Source organism: Pseudomonas sp. MT3 (genome assembly GCF_054720805.1).
In genome coordinates, this window is sequence record NZ_JBTVPY010000004.1 from 298,616 (window position 1) to 320,723 (window position 22,108).

Annotated in this window: 19 protein-coding genes and 1 pseudogene; 19 read left to right on the forward strand and 1 reads right to left on the reverse strand. The window is 67.0% G+C overall.

The window, feature by feature from the left end:
* Positions 1 to 9 precede the first annotated feature (9 nt).
* Positions 10 to 642, forward strand: coding sequence for a TetR/AcrR family transcriptional regulator (locus tag ACYCAX_RS06515; RefSeq protein WP_015477186.1), 633 nt, complete (start codon positions 10 to 12; stop codon positions 640 to 642).
* A gap of 219 nt (positions 643 to 861) precedes the next feature.
* Here the strand turns inward: ACYCAX_RS06515 and ACYCAX_RS06520 are convergent, their stop codons facing one another.
* Positions 862 to 3,543: a LuxR C-terminal-related transcriptional regulator gene (locus ACYCAX_RS06520; protein ID WP_460247636.1), complete on the reverse strand. Its 2,682-nt coding sequence runs from the start codon at positions 3,541 to 3,543 to the stop codon at positions 862 to 864.
* A 250-nt stretch (positions 3,544 to 3,793) separates the two neighbouring features.
* Between ACYCAX_RS06520 and ACYCAX_RS06525 the strand changes: the two genes are divergently transcribed.
* The 18 genes and pseudogenes from ACYCAX_RS06525 to ACYCAX_RS06610 all read left to right on the forward strand — a co-directional run.
* A complete protein-coding gene (locus tag ACYCAX_RS06525; RefSeq protein ID WP_294976883.1) occupies positions 3,794 to 4,924 on the forward strand; it encodes a CaiB/BaiF CoA transferase family protein in 1,131 nt (376 codons plus the stop codon).
* 36 nt (positions 4,925 to 4,960) lie between these two features.
* Positions 4,961 to 6,649 carry a GMC family oxidoreductase gene (locus tag ACYCAX_RS06530; protein WP_294976886.1) on the forward strand — a complete coding sequence of 563 codons (1,689 nt, stop codon included), beginning with the start codon at positions 4,961 to 4,963 and terminating at the stop codon, positions 6,647 to 6,649.
* A 296-nt stretch (positions 6,650 to 6,945) separates the two neighbouring features.
* Positions 6,946 to 8,502 carry an acyl-CoA synthetase gene (locus ACYCAX_RS06535; protein WP_460247637.1) on the forward strand — a complete coding sequence of 519 codons (1,557 nt, stop codon included), beginning with the start codon at positions 6,946 to 6,948 and terminating at the stop codon, positions 8,500 to 8,502.
* A gap of 36 nt (positions 8,503 to 8,538) precedes the next feature.
* Entirely contained in the window at positions 8,539 to 9,723 is a 1,185-nt protein-coding gene (locus ACYCAX_RS06540; RefSeq protein ID WP_015477191.1) for a lipid-transfer protein, read from the forward strand.
* Between the two features lie 16 nt (positions 9,724 to 9,739).
* Entirely contained in the window at positions 9,740 to 10,180 is a 441-nt protein-coding gene (locus tag ACYCAX_RS06545) for a MaoC family dehydratase N-terminal domain-containing protein (protein ID WP_460247638.1), read from the forward strand.
* Positions 10,181 to 10,192: 12 nt separating this feature from the next.
* Positions 10,193 to 10,600 carry a MaoC family dehydratase gene (locus ACYCAX_RS06550; protein WP_015477193.1) on the forward strand — a complete coding sequence of 136 codons (408 nt, stop codon included), beginning with the start codon at positions 10,193 to 10,195 and terminating at the stop codon, positions 10,598 to 10,600.
* Positions 10,601 to 10,615: 15 nt separating this feature from the next.
* A complete protein-coding gene (locus tag ACYCAX_RS06555; protein ID WP_294976896.1) occupies positions 10,616 to 11,443 on the forward strand; it encodes an SDR family NAD(P)-dependent oxidoreductase in 828 nt (275 codons plus the stop codon).
* 68 nt (positions 11,444 to 11,511) lie between these two features.
* Positions 11,512 to 12,660, forward strand: coding sequence for an acyl-CoA dehydrogenase family protein (locus tag ACYCAX_RS06560; protein WP_460247639.1), 1,149 nt, complete (start codon positions 11,512 to 11,514; stop codon positions 12,658 to 12,660).
* Positions 12,661 to 12,730: 70 nt separating this feature from the next.
* Entirely contained in the window at positions 12,731 to 13,522 is a 792-nt protein-coding gene (locus ACYCAX_RS06565; protein WP_294976902.1) for an enoyl-CoA hydratase/isomerase family protein, read from the forward strand.
* A 31-nt stretch (positions 13,523 to 13,553) separates the two neighbouring features.
* Entirely contained in the window at positions 13,554 to 14,960 is a 1,407-nt protein-coding gene (locus ACYCAX_RS06570) for a coniferyl aldehyde dehydrogenase (protein WP_294976905.1), read from the forward strand.
* 52 nt (positions 14,961 to 15,012) lie between these two features.
* A complete protein-coding gene (locus ACYCAX_RS06575) occupies positions 15,013 to 16,098 on the forward strand; it encodes a Zn-dependent alcohol dehydrogenase (RefSeq protein ID WP_460247640.1) in 1,086 nt (361 codons plus the stop codon).
* 70 nt (positions 16,099 to 16,168) lie between these two features.
* On the forward strand, positions 16,169 to 17,146 hold the full coding sequence (locus ACYCAX_RS06580; protein ID WP_460247641.1) for an NAD(P)H-dependent flavin oxidoreductase: 978 nt from the start codon (positions 16,169 to 16,171) through the stop codon (positions 17,144 to 17,146).
* The gene (locus ACYCAX_RS06585; RefSeq protein WP_294976910.1) at positions 17,143 to 17,595 is read left to right on the forward strand and encodes a PaaI family thioesterase; all 453 of its coding nucleotides are present in this window, start codon (positions 17,143 to 17,145) and stop codon (positions 17,593 to 17,595) included. The genes ACYCAX_RS06580 and ACYCAX_RS06585 overlap by 4 nt, the downstream gene beginning before the upstream one ends.
* A 14-nt stretch (positions 17,596 to 17,609) precedes the next feature.
* On the forward strand, positions 17,610 to 17,999 hold the full coding sequence (locus ACYCAX_RS06590) for a Zn-ribbon domain-containing OB-fold protein (protein WP_015477201.1): 390 nt from the start codon (positions 17,610 to 17,612) through the stop codon (positions 17,997 to 17,999).
* A complete protein-coding gene (locus tag ACYCAX_RS06595; RefSeq protein ID WP_460247642.1) occupies positions 17,996 to 19,147 on the forward strand; it encodes a thiolase in 1,152 nt (383 codons plus the stop codon). The genes ACYCAX_RS06590 and ACYCAX_RS06595 overlap by 4 nt, the downstream gene beginning before the upstream one ends.
* Before the next feature lie 313 nt (positions 19,148 to 19,460).
* The gene (locus tag ACYCAX_RS06600) at positions 19,461 to 20,654 is read left to right on the forward strand and encodes an acyl-CoA dehydrogenase family protein (RefSeq protein ID WP_015477203.1); all 1,194 of its coding nucleotides are present in this window, start codon (positions 19,461 to 19,463) and stop codon (positions 20,652 to 20,654) included.
* Between the two features lie 13 nt (positions 20,655 to 20,667).
* A complete protein-coding gene (locus ACYCAX_RS06605) occupies positions 20,668 to 21,807 on the forward strand; it encodes an acyl-CoA dehydrogenase family protein (RefSeq protein WP_294976918.1) in 1,140 nt (379 codons plus the stop codon).
* Positions 21,808 to 22,024: 217 nt separating this feature from the next.
* Positions 22,025 to 22,108, forward strand: a pseudogene (locus ACYCAX_RS06610) (electron transfer flavoprotein subunit beta/FixA family protein); the annotation flags it as partial.

Here is a 22,108-nt window from a genome sequence, read left to right on the forward strand (position 1 = left end):
GTAGTCCCCATGCAAACCCCCGCAGCCAAACCGGCGCCGCAGCGGCGCACCCAGCAGGAGCGGCGCAGCGAGGCCGAACAGCGCCTGCTCGAAGCCGCGCGGCGCATCGTGGCGCGCAAGGGCTGGGCGGGCATGACCCTGGCCGAGGTGGGTACCGAGGCCGGGTACAGCCGTGGCCTGGCAACCCACCATTTCGGCAGCAAGGCCGAGCTGCTGCGCGCGCTGGCGGGCCACGCCAACGCCTGCTTCATGGACCAGGTACGCGCCGCGCCGCGTTTCGCCCGGGGCCTGCAGACGCTGATCGGCTTCGTGGGCGTCTACCTCTCGCCGGACGAGGACGAGTGGCTGAACAACCGTTGCCTGCTGGCGTTGATGGCCGAGGCGGTGACCGAGGACTCGGACACCGCCGAGGTGCTGGGCGAATACAACGCGCAGGTCGTCGATTACCTGTCCGGGCATATCCGTCATGGCATCGAGCAGGGCGAGATCCGCGCGCAGATCGACCCGGCCGCCGGCGCCGCGTTGGTCCTGGGGGCGATGCGGGGTGTGATGCTGCAGTACCTGCTCAAGCCGGCGCGCATCGACCTGGCGCTGGTGCGCCGCCAGTTGCAGGACTTCGTGGGGGCCGCGTTGGGCAACTGACTGCACGTTCACGCCTACCGGTGTGTTTTCGTAGGAGCAACTGTCTTCACACGGCATCTGTTCGCCAGCGGGGCCGTCCCCGCGTCGTTCAGCTTTGGGGCTGCAGGTGAATCCGTTCGCGAGCAAGCTCGCTCCTACAAAAGAACGTCGGCGAGTTCTGGTGGCGGGGCTGGCGTATACCGGGACACCGTGGTGCCCCGCTACGAACGCGTTTGCGTTCTAATCCAGCATCCCCCGTGCCCGCGCAATGGCCACTGCCTCGGTCCGCCCCTGGGCGCCCAGCTTGGCGTTGATGTTGCGCAGGTGCGACTTCACGGTGAACTCGGAGAGGAACATCTTCTCGGCGATCACCTTGTTCCGGTGGCCGGCGGCGAGCAGGCGGATCACCTGGATCTCGCGGCTGGTCAGGGCCTCGCCGCCGCTGCCGGCGGCGGCGCCCTGGCTGGGTGTCTCGCCATTGCCGGCGAAGCGCTGCAACAGGGTGGCGAGGTAGCGGGGCTCGATGCCCAGGGCGCGGCTCTGCGCCTGACAGGTCACCGCCCAGCGCTGTAGCAGGCTGCCCAGACGCGGGCCCTCGTCGAGGAAGGTCCGCAGGAAGCCTTCGTGGCTGGCGAAACACAAGGCTTCGGTCAGTTCGTCGAAGGCTTCTTCGCTGCGCCCAAGGCCGTCCAGCGCCAGTGCGTGAAGCAGGCGCAACTTGAGTTCGCGGCGTTGATGCTGGCGTTGCCGGGCGGCGGTCATGGCCTCGCGCAGTTGCTGTTCCGGCTCGGCGTAGTCGCCACGGGCGATGCGCAGGCGCAGGCGGGCGATGCTGGGGATGTCGACGTCATTGCCGTAGTGCAGGATGCCGGGCTGTTCCCAGTCGCCGTGCAGTTCGGCGTAGCGCAGTGCTTGCGCGGCCGCGTCCAGGCGGTTCTCCAGGGTGGCGACACGGGCGCGTTCCAGCCAGGCCGAGCAGATCGCCCGGGCCGAGCCGGCCTGCTGGCCGATCTGTTCCAGGTCCGCCAGATGGCGCAGCCAGCTGTCGCGGTCGCCGCGCAGCAGCGTGATGCGCGCCAGCAGGACATGGCTGGAGATCAGTGAATCCGGCGGGCTGCTTTCCTTGGCGCTGGGCAGCACGTCGTCTAACAGCTGGGCCGCTTCGTCCAGGGAGTCGGTTTCGTAGAGCACGGTGCCGAGGGTGCATTCCAGGGACGGCCGCCCACCCGGGTCCTGGCCGTTGTCCTTGCCCCAGTGTTGTTGGCTGGCCGCCTGCAGGCGCGCCAGGGCGTTGCCCAGGCGGCCCTGGACCAGCTCCAGGACTGCCTCGATGCTGTTGGCCACGCCGCCCATCGACATCATCCGATTCTGCGAGCAGCGCAGGATGGCGCGGGACAGCAGGCTGCGCGCTTCCTCATAACGGCCGGTGGCGATCAGGCTGTAGGCCAGGCTGTTGGCCGTCACGCCGTACTGGAACTGCTCTTCCTCCGGCAGCCGCTGGATATGCGCCAGGCTGGCGACACAGCATTCCTCCACCTGGTCGGTGACCGCCAGCAGCATGCAGCGGATGGTCTCGGCCTGCAGGGCCTGCGGGAGCTCGTCGGCGGAGCGCTCAAGCAGGCCGATGGCCTTGTGCGCGTCGGAGTAGCGGCGGTGCACCGCCAGCGCCCAGGAGTACGCCAGGCAGACCTCGGGGTATTCGCGCAGCACGGTTGCCGGAACCTGGTCCAGCCAGCGCAGCAGCAGCCGCGCGCGGCCGGCATCGATCAGGCCCTTGATGTGTTCGGCCAGGTGGCGCGCCGCCAGCTCGCGTTCCTGGGCGTGCAGCAGGTGGTCGATGGCCGGTACCGGGCGCCCCTGCGTCAGGTACCAGTGCGCCGCCGAGCGGTGCAGTTCGGTGGAGCGGCCCGGATAGCGGCGCTCCAGAGCATCGCGAAGGTAGCTGGCGAACAGGCTGTGGTAGCGGAACCACTGATGCTCGTTGTCCGCCGGGAAGATGAACAGATTGGCGTGCTCCAGGTAGTCGAGCATGGCCTGGCCGTTGCCCTGGCCGGTGACGGCGTCGCACAGCGGCGCGGTGAGCCGGTCGAGCACGCTGGTTTGCAGCAGGAACTCGCGGCATTCGTCGCTCTGCCGGGCCAGGATGTCCTCGGCCAGGTACTCGGCCAGCTCCAGGTTGCTGCCGGAGAAGCTGGCGACGAAGGCGGCGTGGTCGGTGCGGTCCTGCAGCGACAGGCTGGCCAGGTAGATGGCGGTGATCCAGCCCTCGGTGCAGCGGTGCAGGGTGGCGATCTCGTTGTCGCGCAGCGGCAACTGGCGCTTGTCGCGGATGAAGCGGGTTGCCTCGTCGATGGAGAAGCGCAGTGCGCCGGGGTTGATCTCCAGCAACTGGCCGCGCGCGCGGATGCGGCCCAGGCCGATGTCCGGGGTGGCCCGCGAGGCGATCAGCAGGACGCCGCAGGAGGGCAGGGCGTCGATCAGTTGCTGGACGAAACTGAGCACTGCCGGGTTGTTCACGGCTTCGAACTCGTCGAACAGCAGGGCAAAGGGCTGGGTTCGGTCGGACAGTTCTTCCAGAAGGTCCTGCATCGACTGGGGTCGGCATGCATTTTCGGCGGGCGCGCTGCCGTCCAGTTGGTGCAGGCCGGAGGACAAGTGCGTGACGAAGCGCAGCAGGTCGTTGTCGGCGGCGTCGAGGTTGAGCCAGAGCACCTGGCGGCCGGCGCCGAGGCTGCGCTCGCGGTACTGCTGCAACAGGGTGGTCTTGCCGAAACCGGCGGCGGCACGGATGAGGATCAGGCGCGCGGCATCGGCCTGCTCCATCTGCTCCAGCAGGTGCTGGCGGGGCAGGTGGGTGCTGGCGGCCGAAGGAACGGCGAACTTGCTGGCCAGGATGCGCAGCGGCGGAACTTGGACGGACATAGCGACTCCGCTGGCCGGTCGATTGGCTGCGCTGGGCGCTGCCTCCGGCTCATTTGTTGTTCTGTATCGGAGCATCTTGCCACGGTCGGTGGAAGCGGGGCAGTCGTCCTTTCGAACTAAGCGAAGTTTGAGGCACGCCAGTGCCCTGAAGGACTAGTGGGACTTTCGTTCCTTCGAACCATTGTTGGTGCAGTGGGGGGCGCTAGGCTGGGTGATCGCCGGATGGTCCGGCATTTACAGGAGCGATGCGATGGCGGGCCCGCTGACGGGATTGAAGGTAATCGAAATGGTCGGCCTGGGGCCGGCGCCTTTCTGCGCCATGCTGCTGGCCGACATGGGCGCCGAGGTCATCCGCGTGCAGCGTCCCGGCCAGGCGCTGGGCGAGCGGGCTCGCTTCGACGTGCTCGGCCGGGGTCGCCGTGTGGTCGCCCTGGACCTGCGCAAGCCCGAAGGGGTGGAAACCCTGCTGCAACTGGTGGAGGGCGCCGACGCGCTGATCGAGGGCTTCCGTCCCGGCGTGATGGAGCGCCTGGGCCTGGGGCCGGAGCAGTGCCTGCAGCGCAACCCGAAACTGGTCTACGGGCGCATGACCGGCTGGGGCCAGACTGGCCCGCTGGCCCAGGCTGCCGGCCACGACATCAACTACATCGCCCTGGCCGGCGCGCTGCATGCCATCGGTCGTCCCGGCGAGAAGCCGGTGGTGCCGCACAACTACATCGGCGACTTCGGCGGCGGCGGCATGCTGCTGGGCTTCGGCGTGCTCTGCGCGCTGCTGGAGGCGCGCCAGTCCGGGCGCGGCCAGGTGGTGGACGCGGCCATGACCGACGGCACCGCGCTGCTCTCGGCCATGATGTACGGCTTCCGCGCCGCCGGCCGGCTCAGCGACGAACGCGGCGTCAGCCTGCTCGACGGCGGCGCGCACTTCTACGACACCTACGCATGCGCCGATGGCCGGTTCATCGCCCTGGGCGCCATCGAACCGCAGTTCTACGCCGAATTGCTGCAACGCTGCGGCATCGACGATCCGCAGTTCCAGCGGCAGATGGACCCCAGCCAGTGGCCCGAACTCAAGGCCAAGCTGGCCGCGCTGTTCCTCCAGCGCAGCCGCGATGCGTGGTGCGAACTGCTGGAGGGCAGCGACGCCTGCTTCGCCCCGGTGCTGGGCTGGGCCGAGGCCGCGCAGCACCCGCATAACCGCGAGCGCGGCACCTACCTCGAACTTGACGGCGTACTCCAGCCGGCGCCGGCTCCACGTTTCAGCCGCACTCCGGCGGCCACTCCGACACAGGCCCAGGGCGAGCCGCAGAGTGACGCCGTGCTGCGCGACTGGGGCGTCCCAGATGCCCGCATCAGTGCATTGAAGGGCGCCGGAGTCATCTGATCCGCGCCCCGTCTCAACAATAAGAAAGGTGAACAGATGGAACGGATATTCGATTACATCGTGGTCGGCGCAGGTTCCGCCGGCTGCGCCGTGGCGGGACGCCTCGCCGATGCCGGCTGCAAGGTCGCACTGCTGGAAACTGGTGGCCACGACCACAACGGCAAGGTGACGGTACCGGTCGGTCTGGTGCTGACCATTCCGCGCAAGGGCGATTACAACTACGCCTACGAAAGTACCGCGCAGCCGAGCCTGGCCGGGCGCGCCAGCTACCTGCCGCGCGGTCGCGGGCTGGGCGGCAGCTCGTCGATCAACGGCATGCTGTACCTGCGTGGCACGCCGTCGGATTATGACGGCTGGGCCCGCCAGGGCTGCGAAGGCTGGAGCTGGAAGGAAGTTCTGCCGTTCTTCAAGCGCGCCGAGAACAACGAGCGCGTCGCCGGCCGTGACGACGAACTGCACGGCGGCAGTGGCCCGCTGCATGTGACCGATCCGCGTTCGCCCTGCTCGTGGGCGCGCCATTTCATCGAGGCGGCGGCCAGCGTCGGCCACCCGTACAACCACGACTTCAATGGGCCGAAGCAGGAGGGCGTGGGTTACTTCCAGGTCACCCAGTTCAACGGCGAGCGCTGGAACTCGGCGCGAGCCTACCTGCACCGTGGCAAGGCCGAGGATGCGGCGCACAACGGCGGCCGGAGCAACCTGCAGGTACTCACCGGTACCCGGGCGCTGCGCGTCCTGTTCCAGGACAAGCGTGCGGTCGGCGTGCTGGTGGAGCGCGAGGGCCGGGAAGTTGAACTGCATGCCGCACGGGAAGTGATCGTCTGTGCCGGCAGCCTGGTATCGCCGCAACTGCTGATGGTTTCCGGCATCGGCCCGGCCGCGCACCTGCGCCAGATGGGGATCACCCCGCTGCACGATGCGCCGCAGGTGGGGCAGAACCTCCAGGAACACCCGGACCTGATCCTGCACAAGCGCATCTTCAGCACCGACCTGTTCGGCGTGACCGTGCGCGGCGCGCTCAGCTACCTGGGGCAATGGCGCAAGTACAAGCGCGAGCGCGGCGGCCTGTTCACCCGCACCTTCACCGAGGCCGGCGCCTTCCTCAAGACCGACCCCGGCCTGGCCGATCCGGACATCCAACTGCACTTCGTGATGTCCTCGGGCGACAACCACGGGCGCACCTTCCACTACGGCAGCGGCTATTCCGTCCATGTATGTGTACTGCGCCCGCACAGCCGCGGACAGATCCGCCTGACCAGCGCGGACATGCGCGATGCTCCGCAGATCGAGCTGAACCTGCTGAAGGACGAGCGTGACATGGCGACCATGCTCAAGGGCGTGAAGATCGTCCACCAGATCCTCGAACAGCCGGTGCTCACGCGCTTCGGCGGAAAACCGCTGTTCCACGGACACCTGAAGTTCGACGGCAGCGACGACGAAGCCGTGAAGCAGATGATCCGCGAGCATTGCGACAACGTTTATCACCCGGTGGGTAGTTGCCGGATGGGTGGCGACGAGCAGTCGGTGGTCGATCCGCAGCTGCGCGTGCGTGGCGTGCAGGGGCTGCGGGTGGCGGATGCCTCGGTGTTCCCGGCGCAGGTCGGCGGTAACACCAACGCGCCAGCCATCATGGTGGGCGAGCGGTGCGCGGACCTGCTGCTGGTGGACTACCGCGCTGGCCAGGGTGACCGCACAAAGGCCCGCGGCGAAGCGCTGACGGGCTGAGACGGGGTTGTACGGGGGAGGGCCGGGCGGCTTCGGGCGCCTGGCCCTTTTTATTGCGTGCAGGTTGGTCCCTCGCTGCTGGAGCGTCCGCTTCGCGAGCGAGCTCACTCCTAAGAAGAGCTGTCCGGCGCGCGCCTGCAGGGGCGAGCTCGCGAACCGTCATCCGCCGCGTCGTCCCTCTAGTTCATTCGAACCATCCATCAATCCCCTGCAGGTTCATCCCTTCGACCGACGCCGCGTCCGGCGTCGCTCCCTAGTATCGATCGCACAAGAACAACACCCATTGGAGACCCTCCATGTACCTGACCCAAGGCCTGCAGCGCATGCTGCAGCAGGACCCGGACCACGTCGCGACCATCTTTCGCGGCCGCACGCGGACCTTCCGCGAGCAGGGCGAGCGCGTCTCGCGGCTGGCGGCGGCCCTGCAGGCGCTGGGCATGCGCGTCGGCGACCGGGTCGGCATGCTGGCCCTGAACTCTGACCGCTACCTGGAATACATGCTCGCCACCTGGTGGGGCGGTGGCGTGCTGAACCCGGTGAACATCCGCTGGAGCGTGCCGGAGATCGTCTACTCGCTGGACGACTGCCAGACCGAAATCCTGCTGATCGACGACCACTTCCTGCACCTGGCCGAAGGCATTCGCGCCGGCGCCAAGCGCGCCCCGGTGCTGGTCCACGTCGGTGACGGCGCGGCGCCCGAAGGCATGCACTCCTTCGAAGGCCTGATCGCCAGCCACCAGCCCATTGCCGATGCCCTGCGCGGCGGCAACGACCTGGCCTCGATCATGTACACCGGCGGCACCACCGGCCTGCCCAAGGGTGTGATGCAGTCGCACATGAACCTCTGGTCCTCCGCCGTGGCACGCATGGCCGAATATCCGGCCGAGGAACAGTCGCGCACCCTGCATGCCGCGCCGATGTTCCACACCGCGGCGATGGCGCGTTGCCTCAGCCAGGTGATCAGCGGCGACGTCAACGTGTTCATCCCGATGTTCGACGCGCTGGAAGTGCTGCAGACCATCGAGCGCGAACGCATCAACGAGATACTGCTGGTGCCGACCATGCTGCAGGCGGTGATCAGCCACCCGGACTTCGAGCGCCACGACCTGTCCTGCCTGAAGCGCATGGCCTATGGCGCCTCGCCGATTTCCCTGCCGGTGCTCGAGCAGGCGCTGGCCAAGCTCCCCGGCATCGCCTTCATGCAGGCCTACGGCATGACCGAGTCCTCGCCGGTGATCTCGGTGAGCCCGGAATGGACCCACGAAGCCGCAGGCATCGCCAGTGGCCTGGTACGCAGCGCCGGTCGTGGCGGCTACGGCGGCCTGGTGAAGATCGTCGACGAAGAGGGCAACGAAGTGCCGCGCGGTACCGTGGGCGAGATCATCGTCTGCGGCCCGAACGTCATGCTCGGTTACTGGAACCGCCCGGAAGAGACCGCCCAGGCCCTGCGCAACGGCTGGTTGCACACCGGCGACGGTGCCTACATGGACGAGCGCGGCTTCCTGTTCATCGTCGACCGCCTGAAGGACATGATCGTCACCGGCGGCGAGAACGTGTACTCCGCCGAGGTCGAGAACGTGGTGGCCCGCCACCCGGCCGTGCAGAGCTGCGCGGTGATCGGCATCCCCCACGAACGCTGGGGCGAGGCGGTGCACGCGGTGGTGGTGCTGCACGCCGGCAGCGACGTCTGCCCCGACGACATCCGTGCCCATTGCGCCCAGCACATTGCGGGCTACAAGTGCCCGAAATCCGTGGAGTTCGTTGCCGCGCTGCCGCTCTCGGCGGCCGGCAAGGTACTCAAGCGCGACCTGCGCGCGCCCTACTGGAAAGACCAGAAACGTGCCGTCAACTGACGGCGCACTGCACGACTCACCCCCAAGGAGAACGACATGAGCAATAAAGTAGTGGTGGCAGGGGTCGGCATGATCCCCTTCACCAAGCCGGGCCAGAGCGACGAATACCACATCATGGGCGCCAATGCGGCCAAGGCCGCCCTGGCCGACGCCGGCGTGGACTATGCGCTGGTGCAGCAGGCCTACGTGGGTTACGTCTACGGCGACTCCACCTGCGGCCAGGCCGCGGTGTACGGCGTCGGCCTGACCGGTATCCCGGTGGTCAACGTCAACAACAACTGCGCCACCGGCTCCACCGCGTTGTTCCTGGCGCGCCAGGCCGTGGAAAGCGGTGCGGTGGATTGCGCCATCGCCCTGGGCTTCGAGCAGATGGTGCCGGGCGCACTGAAGGGCGCCTACACCGATCGCACCGGTCCGATGGACCGCTTCGCCAAGACCATGATCCAGGTGCAGGGCTTCGACGAGGCCGCTCCGCGCGCCGCGCAGTTCTTCGGTGGTGCCGGCCGCGCCTACATGAAGGAATATGGCATCAGCCGCGAAGTCTTCGCCCGCATCCGCGTGAAGGCCAGCCAGCACGCCGCGCGCAACCCGCTGGCGGTGTTCCGCAATGTGGTGAGCGTCGATGAAGTCATGGCCTCGCCGATGATCTTCGACCCGCTGACCCGCCTGCAGTGCTGCCCGCCGACCTGCGGCGCCGCCGCCGCCATCGTCTGCTCCGAGGCCTTCGCCAAGAAGCACGGCCTGCGCACCGACGTGGTGATTGCCGCCCAGTCCATGACCACCGACCGCAACAGCACCTTCGACGAAGGCGACATGCGCAAAGTGGTGGGCTACGACATGACCCGCAACGCCGCCAATATCGTGTACGAGAAGGCCGGCGTCGGCCCGCAGGACATCCAGGTCGTGGAGCTGCACGACTGCTTCACCGCCAACGAACTGATCACCTACGAAGGCCTGATGCTGACCCCCGAAGGCACCGCCGAGAAGTTCATCCTCGACGGCGACAACACCTACGGCGGCCGCGTGGTCACCAACCCGTCCGGCGGCCTGCTGTCCAAGGGCCATCCGCTGGGCGCCACCGGTCTTGCCCAGTGCTTCGAGCTGACCCGTCAGCTGCGCGGCACCGCCGACGCCACTCAGGTGGACGGTGCGCGCTTCGCCCTGCAGCACAACCTGGGCCTGGGTGGTGCCTGCGTAGTCACCCTGTACCAACGCCAGTGATCCGGGAGTCGCACGCATGATCAACAAGAGCCATATCGGCGCCGTGGTATCCAGCCACACGCAACTGGTCGAGGCGGGGCGCCTGCGCTTCTTCGCCAAGGCCACCGGCCAGACGGACCCGCGCTACAGCGACGAGACCGCCGCCCGCGACGCCGGCTACCCCGGCCTGCCGGTACCGCCGACCTTCCTCTTCTGCCTGGACATGGAAGCCGGCGGTTCGGGTTCGGTGCTCAAGCGCCTGAACATCGACCTGGGCCGCATCCTCCACGCCGAGCAGGGCTTCACCTATCACCGCATGGCCTTCGCCGGCGAACGCCTGTCGTTCGAGACGAAGATCGTCGACATCTACGACAAGAAGGGTGGCGCCCTGGAGTTCGTGGTACGCGAAACCCGTGTCACCAACGGTGACGGCGAGCTGGTGGCGGAACTGCGCAACAGCCTGGTCGTACGCAACTAAAAGGAGACGCGCGTGAACCTGAATGCTATCGCCGTCGGCGACGAACTGCCGAGCTTCACCACCGATCCGGTGAACCGCACCACCCTGGCGTTGTACTGCGGCGCCTCGGGGGACCACAACCCGATCCACGTCGACATCGACTTCGCGAAGAAGGCTGGCATGCCCGACGTGTTCGCCCACGGGATGCTGTCGATGGCCTACCTGGGCCGACTGCTGACCAACTGGGTACCGCAGGAGCGCCTGCGCGGTTTCTCCGTGCGCTTTGCCGCCATCACCCAGCTGGGTGACGCCATCACCTGCTCCGGCCGCGTGCTGGAGAAGGACGAGGCCGCCGGCACCCTGCGCCTGGAAATCACCACCCGCAACCAGGCGGGTGAAATCAAACTGTCCGGCGAAGCCATCGTGGCCCTGGACGCCTGAAACAGGAGAATAACAATGAGCAAGAAACTCGCAGGCCAGGTCGCCATCGTCTCCGGCTCCGGTCGTGGCATCGGTCGTGAAATCGCGCTGAAACTGCACCGCGACGGCGCCGCCGTGGTGGTCAACGACCTCGATGCGGCCCCGGCCGAGGAAGTGGTCGCGCAGATCGTCAGCGAAGGCGGCAAGGCTGTCGCCTGTGTCGGTAGCGTCACCGACAAGGACTTCGGCGAGCGTTTCGTGAAGACCGCCCTGGAATCCTTCGGCGGCCTCGACATCATCGTCAATAACGCCGGCTACACCTGGGACAACGTGATCCAGAAGATGACCGACCAGCAGTGGGACGACATCATGGAAGTCCACGTCTCCGCGCCGTTCCGCATCCTGCGTGCCGCTTCCGGACACTTCCGCGAAGCCGCCAAGAAGGAAGCCGGGGAAGGCCGCGAGGTGTTCCGCAAGGTGGTCAACATCTCCTCCGTATCCGGCGTGATGGGCAACCCCGGCCAGGCCAACTACTCGGCCGCCAAGTCTGCGATCAACGGCCTGACCAAGGCGCTGGCCAAGGAGTGGGGCCGCTACAAGGTCTGCGTGAACAGCGTTGCCTTCGGCCTGATCGAAACCCGTCTGACCTCCGCCGCGGCGGGCGAGGGCGCCACCATCAACGTCGGCGGCCGCGAGCTGAAGGTCGGCATCAGCGAGCAGATGGCGAAGAACGCCGCGTCGCTGATCCCGATGGGCCGCGCCGGTACCCCGGAAGAGGCCGCCGGTGGCGTGTACCTGTTCTGCATCCCGGAGTCCAACTACGTCTCCGGCCAGGTGCTGATTGTCGGCGGCGGTCGTCCCTGACCGTCCTTTCCAGCCGCCGCCAGGCGGCTGGATTTCTTTTCTCCCGAATCGTCTCCCGAGGAGCCGCCATGAGCGCCACTCAATCGCCGTGGATCACCGACGACCTGGTGATCTTCCAGGACTCCATCCGCCGCTTCATCGCCAACGAGCTGGCGCCCCATGAGGAGCGCTGGTGGAAGCTGCAGCACATCGACCGCGACATCTGGCTCAAGGCCGGCGAGTTCGGCATGTTGCTGCCGAGCATCCCCGAGCAGTACGGTGGCGGCGGCGGTACCTTCGCCCACGACGCCATCGTCACCCTGGAACAGAGCCGGGCAATGTGCACCAGCCTGGGTACCAACGTGCACAGCGGCATCGTCGCGCACTACATCCTGCGCTACGCCAGCGAGGAGCAGAAGCTCGAGTGGCTGCCGAAGATGGCCCGCGGCGAGCTGGTGGGCGCTATTGCCATGTCCGAGCCGGGCGCCGGTTCCGACCTGCAGGCGATCAAGACCCGCGCCGTGCGCGATGGCGACGAGTACGTCATCAACGGCTCGAAGACCTTCATCACCAACGGCTTCCACGCCGACCTCATCCTGGTGGTGGCCAAGACCGACCCGGAGAAAGGCGCCAAGGGCACCTCGATCGTGGTCGTCGAAACCAAGGACCTGGCCGGTTTCCGCCGTGGTCGCATCCTCGAGAAGATCGGCCAGAAAGGCCAGGACACCACCGAGCTGTTCTTCGACGATGTGCGCGTGCCGGCGGCGAATCTGCTCGGCCCGGAGGAGGGCAAGGGCTTCATCCAGCTGATGCAGCAACTGCCCCAGGAACGCATGATCATCGCCCTCGGCGCGCTGGCCACGATGGAGCGTGCGGTGGAAGAAACCGCCGAGTACGTGCGTAGCCGCAAGGTGTTCGGCCAGACCCTGCTGGACCTGCAGAACACCCGCTTCAAGCTTGCCGAGTGCAAGAGCATCGCCACCATCGCCCGCGCCTTCATCGACGATTGCATGGTCAAGGTGCTCAAGGGCGAGCTGTCCGGCGAGACCGCAGCGATGGCCAAGTGGTGGAGCACCGAGCAGAACTGCAAGGTGATCGACGAGTGCCTGCAGTTGCACGGCGGCTACGGCTATATGCTCGAGTACCCCATCGCGCGGATGTACGCCAACGCCCGGGTGAGCCGCATCTTCGGCGGCTCCAACGAAATCATGAAGGAAATCATCGCCCGCACCCTGTGATGCGGGTGGGCCAGGCCGCCTCACCGGGCGGCCCGGCCATTCCCGCCGGGATGCCTGCCATGAGGTACGCATGTCGAGCATCGAACTTTCTATCGAAGACGGGTTGGCGCGCCTGACGCTGGCCAGTCCGGAACGCAAGAACGCGCTGTCCACGGCGATGGTCGCCGAACTGATCGACGCGCTTACCGCACTGCGCCGCAACCCGGATGTGCGCGCACTGCTGCTGAGCGGTGCCGGCGGGGCGTTCTGCTCCGGCGGTGACGTCAGCAGCATGGGTGGCACGCCCGAAGCCGGTGCGGTGCGCATGCGCATGACCGAGACCAACCGGGTGCTGGCGGCGCTGGCCGACTTCGACCGGCCCGTGGTGGCGCTGGTGGATGGCGTGGCCTACGGCGCTGGCTTCAGCCTCGCCCTGGCCGCCGACTTCGTCATCGCCAGTGACCGGGCGCGCTTCTGCATGGCCTTCGCCCGCATCGGCCTGGTCCCCGATCTTGCCGCCTCCTGGCTGCTGCCGCGCCTGGTGGGTATGCAGCGGGCTCGCGAGATCATTTATTCGGCCCGCGAAATCGGCGCGACGGAAGCGGTGCAACTGGGCATCGCCCTGGAGACCCACGCGGGTGAACGCGCCGCCGCGCGCGCCGAGGAACTGGCCCGGGCGCTTGCGCAGATGTCGCCGCCGGCCTTCGCCATGAGCAAGCGCCTGCTGGCCCGCAGCTTCGAGAACGACCTGGCTACCCAGCTCGACGCCGAGGCCGCCGCCCAGGCCGTGGCGCTCACCTCCGGCTACGTGAAAGAAGCTTCGGCCCGCTTCATGCGCAAGGAAGCCCCGCAGTACCAGTGGCCGACCCTGCGCGACGACTGAATAACCAGAAGAACCTATCAGGAGACCCGTCATGACCCAGACCACTCCCGGCGCCGACATTCGCGCCATCCTCGACCGTCAGCGCGCCGCGCACCTGGCCAGCGAGCCGATGAGCGCCGAGCGGCGCATCGAGCTGATCGACCGCGCCATCGGCCTGCTGGTCGATCACCAGGACGAGATCGTCGCCGCCGTGCGCGCCGACTTCGGCCAGCGCAGCGATGACTTCTCCCGCGTGGTGGAAGTGCTTTCGCCGCTGGCGAGCCTGAAGCAGACCAAGGCCCAGCTCGCCGGCTGGATGCAGCCCGAACAGCGCCCCTGCGAGCGTGGCGAGGCCTGGGTGGAGTACCAGCCGCTGGGTGTGGTGGGCATCGTCACACCGTGGAACTTCCCGGTGAACATGGTCTTCACCGGCCTGGCCGGGGTACTGGCCGCCGGTAACCGGGCGATCATCAAGCCGTCGGAGTTCACCCCGCACAGCTCGGAGCTGATCGCGCGGATGATCGCCTCGGTGTTCGCCGAGGACGAGGTCGCCGTGGTCACCGGCGGGCCGGAAGTCGGCCAGGCGTTCTGCGCCCAGCCCTTCGACCACCTGCTGTTCACCGGCGCTACCAGCATCGGCAAGCAGGTGATGCGTGCCGCCGCCGAGAACCTGGTACCGGTGACCCTGGAACTGGGCGGCAAGTCGCCGACCATCATCTCCCGTTCGGCCGACTTCCAGGCCGCGGTGCAGAAGATCGTCGCCGGCAAGCTGCACAACGCCGGGCAGATCTGCCTGGCGCCGGACTACGTGTTCGTCCCCGAGGAGTCGCTGGACGACTTCATCGCCAGCGCCCGCGAGGTGGTGGCGCGCTTCTACCCGAGCCTGCGCGACAACCCCGACTACACCTCGGTGATCAATGCCCGCCATCGGCAGCGCCTGCAGGGCTACCTGGACGAAGCGCGCGAGGCCGGCGTCGAGCTGGTCGAGCTGAACCCGGCCGGCGAGGACTTCGCCGTGCAAAGCGCGCACAAGCTGGCGCCGACCCTGCTGCGCAACCCCGGCGACGAGCTGAAGGTGATGCAGGACGAGATCTTCGGCCCGCTGCTGCCGCTCAAGCCGTACAAGGACATCGGCGAGGTGATCGCCTACATCAACGCCCATCCGCGCCCGCTGGGCCTGTATTACTTCGGTAACGACGTCGACGAACAGGCCCAGGTGCTGCGCCGTACCACCTCCGGCGGGGTGACCCTCAACGACGTGATCAAGCACGTCGGTATCGAGAGCCTGCCGTTCGGCGGCGTCGGCCCTTCGGGCATGGGGGCCTACCACGGCCGCGACGGCTTCCGCACCTTCAGCCACGCCAAGGCCGTGTTCAAGCCGGCCGAAGGTCCCGACCTGATGCGCCCCCCGTACATCGAGCAGGTCAAGCAGATAGTCGCCTCCCTGATCACCCGTTAAGACCCACCGGGCGCGGTATGGGCCGCGCCCACTGCCCAAGAGGTTTTCCCTTATGAAGGCTGCCGTTTTCCATCAACCGGGCGCTGCGCTGACCATCGAGGAGGTCAGCATCGCCAAGCCCGGTCCGCGCGAGGTGCTGATCCGAACCGTTGCCAGCGGTGTCTGCCACTCCGACCTGCACGTGGTCGATGGCACCTATCCCTATCCGTTGCCGGTGCTGCTCGGCCATGAGTCGGCCGGTATCGTCGAGGCGGTCGGCGCCGATGTGCGCAGTGTCAAGCCGGGCGACCACGTGGTTACCTGTCTGTCGGCGTTCTGCGGCTGCTGCAGCGACTGCGTGACTGGCCACATGAACCGCTGCCAGTCGCCCAGCACCAAGCGCGGCAGCGACGAAGAACCGCGCCTGAGCTACGTGCAGAAGCCGATTCCGCAGTTCATGAACCTCGGTGGCTTCGCCGAGCAGATGCTGGTCCACGAGAACGCCTGTGTGGCGATCCGCAAGGACATGCCACTGGACCGCGCCGCGCTGCTCGGTTGCGCAGTGATCACCGGTACTGGCGCGGTGTTCAACACCGCCAATGTGCGTCCCGGTGAAACCGTGGCGGTGATCGGTTGCGGCGGCATCGGCCTGGCAACCATCAATGGCGCGGCCCTGGCCGGCGCCGCGCGGATCATCGCCATCGACATGCTTGATTCCAAGCTGGAACTGGCCAGGACCTTCGGTGCCACCGATGTGGTCAACGGCAAGGATGGCGATGCCGTGCAGCAGGTGCTGGAAATGACTCGCGGCGGCGTGCACTACGCCTTCGAATGCATCGGCCTCAAGCAGACCGCCGAGCAGGCCTTCGGCATGCTCCGTCGTGGCGGCAGCGCGACCATCATCGGCATGATCAAGCCGGGTGTGAAGATCGAACTGCCTGGCCTGGATTTCCTCGGCGAGAAGAAAATCCAGGGCTCGTTCATGGGTTCCAACCGTTTCCCGGTGGACCTGCCGCGCCTGGTGGACTTCTACATGCAGGGCCGTTTGAAGCTCGACGAGATGATCTCGCAGCGCATCAAGCTGGAGCAGATCAACCAGGCCTTCGACGAGCTCAAGCGCGGCGAGCTGGCCCGCTCGGTGATCATCTTCGATCAGTGAGTGTCCGTTGGCCGGGAGCGTGCGCCGCTCCCGGCAGCGTTCCCATCCAACCGAATTTCGAGACAGCAGCATGAAAACACGCATTACCGAGCTGTTCGGCATCCGCTACCCGATCATCCAGGGCGGCATGATGTGGGTCGGCCGCGCCGAGATGGCCGCCTCCGTCTCCAACGCCGGCGGCCTGGGCATCCTCACCGCGCTGACACAGCCGACCCCGGAGGCGCTGGGAGAGGAAATCGCGCGCTGCCGCACGCTCACCGACAAGCCCTTCGGTGTCAATCTGACGTTGCTGCCGTCGATCAACCCGCCGCCCTACGAGCAGTACCTGGACGTGATCATCGCCAGCGGCGTGAAGGTGCTGGAAACCGCCGGCAACAACCCCGGCGAGTTCATCGCCAAGGCCAAGGCGGCTGGCATGACGGTGATCCACAAGTGCGTGGCCGTGCGCCACGCGCTCAAGGCGCAGAGCCTGGGCGTGGACGCGGTGTCCATCGACGGCTTCGAGTGCGCCGGCCATCCCGGCGAGGACGACGTGCCGGGCCTGGTGCTGATTCCGCTGGCGGCCAGCCGCCTGCAGGTGCCGGTGGTCGCCTCCGGCGGCATCGCCGATGGACGTGGCATGGCCGCCGCACTGGCGCTCGGCGCGGAAGGGGTGAACATGGGCACGCGCTTCTGCGCCACCCGCGAAGCGCCGATCCACGACAACATCAAGCGCGCCCTGGTCGGCGCCACCGAGCGTGACACCCGGCTGATCTTCCGCACCCTGCACAACACCGCGCGGGTGCTGCGCAATCCGATCTCCGAGGAAGTGGTGAGCATCGAGCAGCGCGGCAACGCGCAGTTCGAGGACATCCGCCACCTGGTGGCCGGAGCCCGTGGCCGCGCGGCGCTGGAGAGCGGCGCAGCCGATGACGGCATCGTCACCGCCGGTCAGTGCGTGGGCCTGATCGACGACATCCCGACCTGCGCCGAGCTGCTCGAACGCATGGTGCGCGACTGCCGCGCCGCCCTGGGCCGTGCCCGTGGCTACCTGGGAGACGAGGCATGAGCGCGATGGATTGCGTGGAGGAGGGCGGTGCGGTACCGGCGGGCTTCGAGCCGATGGTGCGGCCCGGCTTCGTCAACAATTGCCGTGGCGTCTACGTCAATCTGGAACGCCGCATGGTGGCCGCACGTATCCTGCCCGAGCACCTGAATCCGCTGGGCATCGCCCACGGCGGCTTCCTCGCGACCCTGGCCGACACCGGCTTCGGCACGGCGATCAAGCTGACCGCCGGCAGCGAGCTGCCGCCGGCCACCGTCAACCTGGACATGGACTACCTGAGCCCGGCGCTGCCGGGACGCTGGATCGAAGTCCGGGTGCAGATCCACAAGCTCGGCCGCAGCATCAGCGTGGCCAGCTGCGACCTGCTCGACGGCGACAAGCTGGTGGCGCGCGGCAAGGGCACCTTCATCAATAACACGCGCAGCCTGCACGGCCGCGTCGATCAGAAGTGAATCAGGAGCCTGTCATGGCCGAGACTCCCCAAGCCGCCGCGCCCGTCGGGCCGGAGGCGCAGTACCAGCGATTCCTCCAGCAGGGCCGCTTCATGATCCAGCGCAGCGCGTCCAGCGGCCGCCATGTGTTCTACCCGCGCGTTGCCATCCCCGGCACCGGCGAAACCGACCTGGAATGGGTAGAGGCGGCTGGCACCGGACGCATCTACGCCATCACCGTGAACCGCTCGCGCAACGCCAGCCACAACGTGGCGCTGATCGACCTGGACGAAGGCGTGCGCATGATGTCGCGCATCGAGGGCCGGGAAACCGCGTCCATCGGCAGTCGAGTGAAGGCTCGGGTGATCGAGGAAGAGGGGCAGGCGCTCGTGGTGTTCGACGTGATCGATGAGGTGCAGGCATGAATGCGTCCCTTCGCGGCAAGACCGCCATCGTCGGCATCGGCAGCGCCGGTATCGGCGAGGCCCACGGTTTCAGTGCAATGGAATTGCTCGGCCAGGCGTCGCTGAAAGCCATCGCCGATGCCGGGCTGAAACTCTCCGACGTCGATGCGGTGTTCTCCGCCACCAGCTCCCACGCCTTCCCGACGCTCTCGGTGTGCGAGTACCTGGGCATCAAGCCGAAGTTCGTCGATGGTACCAACGTCGGCGGTTCCAGCTTCGAATGGCACCTGCTGCAGGCGACCCTGGCACTGCAGGCCGGGCTGTGCGACGTGGCGCTGATCTGCTATGGCTCCAACCAGCGCACCGCTGGCGGCAAGCTGGTGTCGATGAGCGAACCGCAGTGGCACGAGACGACCTACAAGCCGCGCCACCCGATCACCTCCTACGCGCTGGCGGCCAGCCGGCACATGCACCAGTACGGCACCACCCGCGAGCAACTGGCGGAAGTGGCGCTGGCCGCGCGCGGCTGGGCCAACCTCAACCCGGAGGCCTTTGCCCGTGGCCCGCTGAGCATGGATGACGTGCTCGCCGCGCGGATGGTCAGCGACCCGCTGAGCGCCGCCGACTGCTGCCTGGTCACCGACGGCGCGGGCGCCTGCATCATGGTCCGCGCCGATCGCGCCCGCGACCTGCCGAACAAGCCGGCGTACTTCCTCGGCGCAGGCGGCGCGCAGTGGCACCGTTCGGTGGTGTGCATGCCGGACCTGACCGTCACCGCCGCCTCGGAAAGCGGCCCGCGCGCCATGCAGATGGCCGGTGTGAGCCACGCCGACATCGACCTGGTGATGCTCTACGACGCCTTCACCATCAACACCATCCTGTTCCTCGAAGACCTCGGCTTCTGCGCCAAGGGGGAGGGCGGGCGCTTCGTCCAGGACGGGCGCATCGCTCCCGGCGGCGAACTGGCGGTGAATACCAACGGTGGCGGTCTGTCCTGCGTGCATCCGGGGATGTACGGGATGTTCCTGATCCTCGAAGCGGTGACGCAGATTCGCGGCCAGGCGGGCGAGCGGCAGCTGAAAAAGGCGGATATCGCCTTGCTGCATGGTAACGGCGGCACGCTGTCGAGCCAGGTCACGGCCTTCCTGGGGAGCGCGGCGGCGCTTTGATCCAGCGCCGAGGTTGGGCAAACCTGTAGGACCGAGGGGGACGCCTAGTTCTTGCTCGCGAACAGAGGTTACCGGCTACCCCATCCTTTCCGGGATATCTGGTTCGCGAGCAAGCTCGCTCCTACAAAGAACAAAAGCCCGCCCGGCCCACGCCGTGCGGGCTTTCTACTTCCCGGGCCAACAAAAAATCCCTCCCGAAATTGGTCCGAACGAACTACAGCCAGCCCCTCGGCACATCCCGATACTCAACGACGGTACCCAACCGGTCGCCCCTGCGCGGCCCACAAGAACAACAGGTCTGAGGAACACCTCAATGGACATCCACTACACGCCCGAAGAGCTGGCCTTCCGCGAGGAAGTGCGGGCCTTCCTGCGCGACAAGCTGCCGGCCGAACTGGCCGCCAAGGTCAAGCTCGGCAAGCGCCTGAGCAAGGAAGACAACGTCTTCTGGATGCGCACCCTGAACGAGCGCGGCTGGCATGCCTCGCTGTGGCCGGTGGAGCACGGCGGCACCGGCTGGAGCGTGGTGCAGAAGTACATCTTCGAAGAGGAGTGCGCGATCTTTGGCGCGCCGCGCGTGCTGCCGTTCGGCGCCGTGATGGTCGGCCCGGTGATCATCAAGTTCGGCACCGAGGAGCAGAAGGCCCATTACCTGCCGCGCATCCTCGACATGACCGACTGGTGGGCGCAGGGCTACTCCGAGCCTGGCTCCGGCTCCGACCTCGCCAGCCTGAAGACCCGCGCCGTGCGCGAGGGCGATCACTACATCGTCAACGGCCAGAAGACCTGGACCACGATGGGCCAGCACGCCGACTGGATCTTCTGCCTGGTGCGCACCGACCCCCAGGCCCAGGCCCAGCGCGGCATCAGCTTCCTGCTGATCGACATGAAGTCGCCAGGCGTGACCGTGCGGCCGATCATCACCCTGGACGGCGAGCACGAAGTCAACGAAGTGTTCTTCGACGACGTGAAAGTCCCGGTGGCCAACCTCGTCGGCAAGGAAAACGAGGGCTGGACCTGCGCCAAGTACCTGCTGACCCACGAACGCACGGGGCTTGCCGGCATTGGCTTCTCCAAGCAGTTGCTGCGCCAGCTCAAGGCCATCGCGGCGCGTGAGCACAAGGGTGGCAAGCCGCTGATCGACGATCCGCTGTTCCGCGCCCAGATCGCCGAGCTGGAAATGCAATTGATGGCGGCCGAGATGAGCAACCTGCGCATCCTCGCCGCGGCCCGCGAAGGCGGTGGCAGCGGCGCCGAGAGTTCGATTCTCAAGGTGCGCGGCACCGAGATCCGCCAGGCCATCACCCACCTGCTGCGCAAGGCGGTCGGCCCGTACGCGCTGCCGTTCCTGGAAGAAGAAATGGAAGCCTGCACCGGCGATCTGCTGCACACCGACTACAGCGCCACCGCTGCCAGCCAGTACTTCATCATGCGCAAGCTCTCGATCTACGGCGGCTCCAACGAGATCCAGAAGAACATCGTTTCCAAAGTGAACCTCGGACTCTGAGAGGCAGCCGACTATGGACTTCAAACTCAACGAAGAGCAGCAGATGCTGCAAGACACGGCGGCACGTCTGGTACGTGATGCCTATGGATTCGAGCAACGCGAAGCCTATCGCCGCAGCGAACTGGGCTACGGCGCGGACTTCTGGCGTCAGCTTGGCGAACTGGGGCTGACCTCGGTGTCCCTGCCGGAAGCCTACGGCGGCTTCGGTGGCGGCGTGGAAAGCATGCTGGTGCACACCGAGCTGGGCCGTGGCCTGTGCCTGGAGCCGTACCTGCAATCGGTGGTCTACGCCGGCGGCCTGATTGCGCAGCTGGGTAGCGAGACGCAGAAAGACGAGCTGATCGGCGCGCTGGCCAGCGCTGAACTGCAGGTTGCGGTGGCCTTCGAGGAGCCGCACAGCCACTACGAACTCAATGCGGTCAGCGCCCGTGCCGAAGCGGTGAACGGCGGCTGGCGGCTGTCCGGGCGCAAGGTTGCGGTGATTGGCGGGCACAGTGCCGGGCTGATCCTGGTATCGGCGCGCGTCTCCGGTGCCGAGCGAGACGAGCAGGGCATCGCTCTGTTCCTGCTGGACCCGACTGAAGCCGGGGTGAAGCGCCGCGTCTACCCGACCGCCGATGGCTTCAAGGCTTGCGAGCTGTACCTCGATGGCGCCTTCGTGGCTACCGAACGGGTGCTGGGCGAACCGGGCGCGGCCTTTGCGGCGCTGCGCTATCAGCAAGGCCGCGCCATCGCCGCGCAATGTGCCGAAGCCGTGGGGGCGATGGAAGCGACCTGCGAGCTGACCCTGGATTATCTGAAGACCCGCAAGCAGTTCGGCGTAGCCATCGGCTCCTTCCAGGTCCTGCAGCACCGCATGGTGGACATGCGCGGCGAACTGGACCAGGCCAGCAGCATGGCGATTCTCGCCGCCTGCGTCGCCGACCAGCCGGACAGCGCCGAGCGCAGCCGCGCCCTGGCCGCCGCCAAGTACATCGTCACCCGTGCTGGCCGTTTCATCTCCGAGCAGTGCATCCAGCTGCACGGCGGCATCGGCCTCACCGACGAATACCTGGGCTCGCACTATGCCAAGCACCTGGTGATGATCAGCCACCAGTTCGGCGACGACGACCACCACCTGCAGGCGTTCAGTCAATTGATGGACGTTGCATAGTCTGTTGGTAACGTCAAAACAGCAACGCAGGGCGCTTCCTGCTTTTCGTAGGAGCGAGCTTGCTCGCGAACAAACCTCGCTGCAAAGCTGTTCGTGAGCAAGAACCAGGCGTCCCCTCGCTCCTACAGTCCCCTGGCTGTCTCGCAGGTGACGCCCCATTCCCTGAGTCACCCCTTGTTCCGGGCCGCGAGGCCCGGCTTTTTTTCAGGAGTCCCCGATGAAAGTCCTCGTAGCCGTCAAGCGCGTGGTCGACTTCAACGTCAAGGTCCGCGTCAAGGCGGATAACTCCGGCGTCGATCTC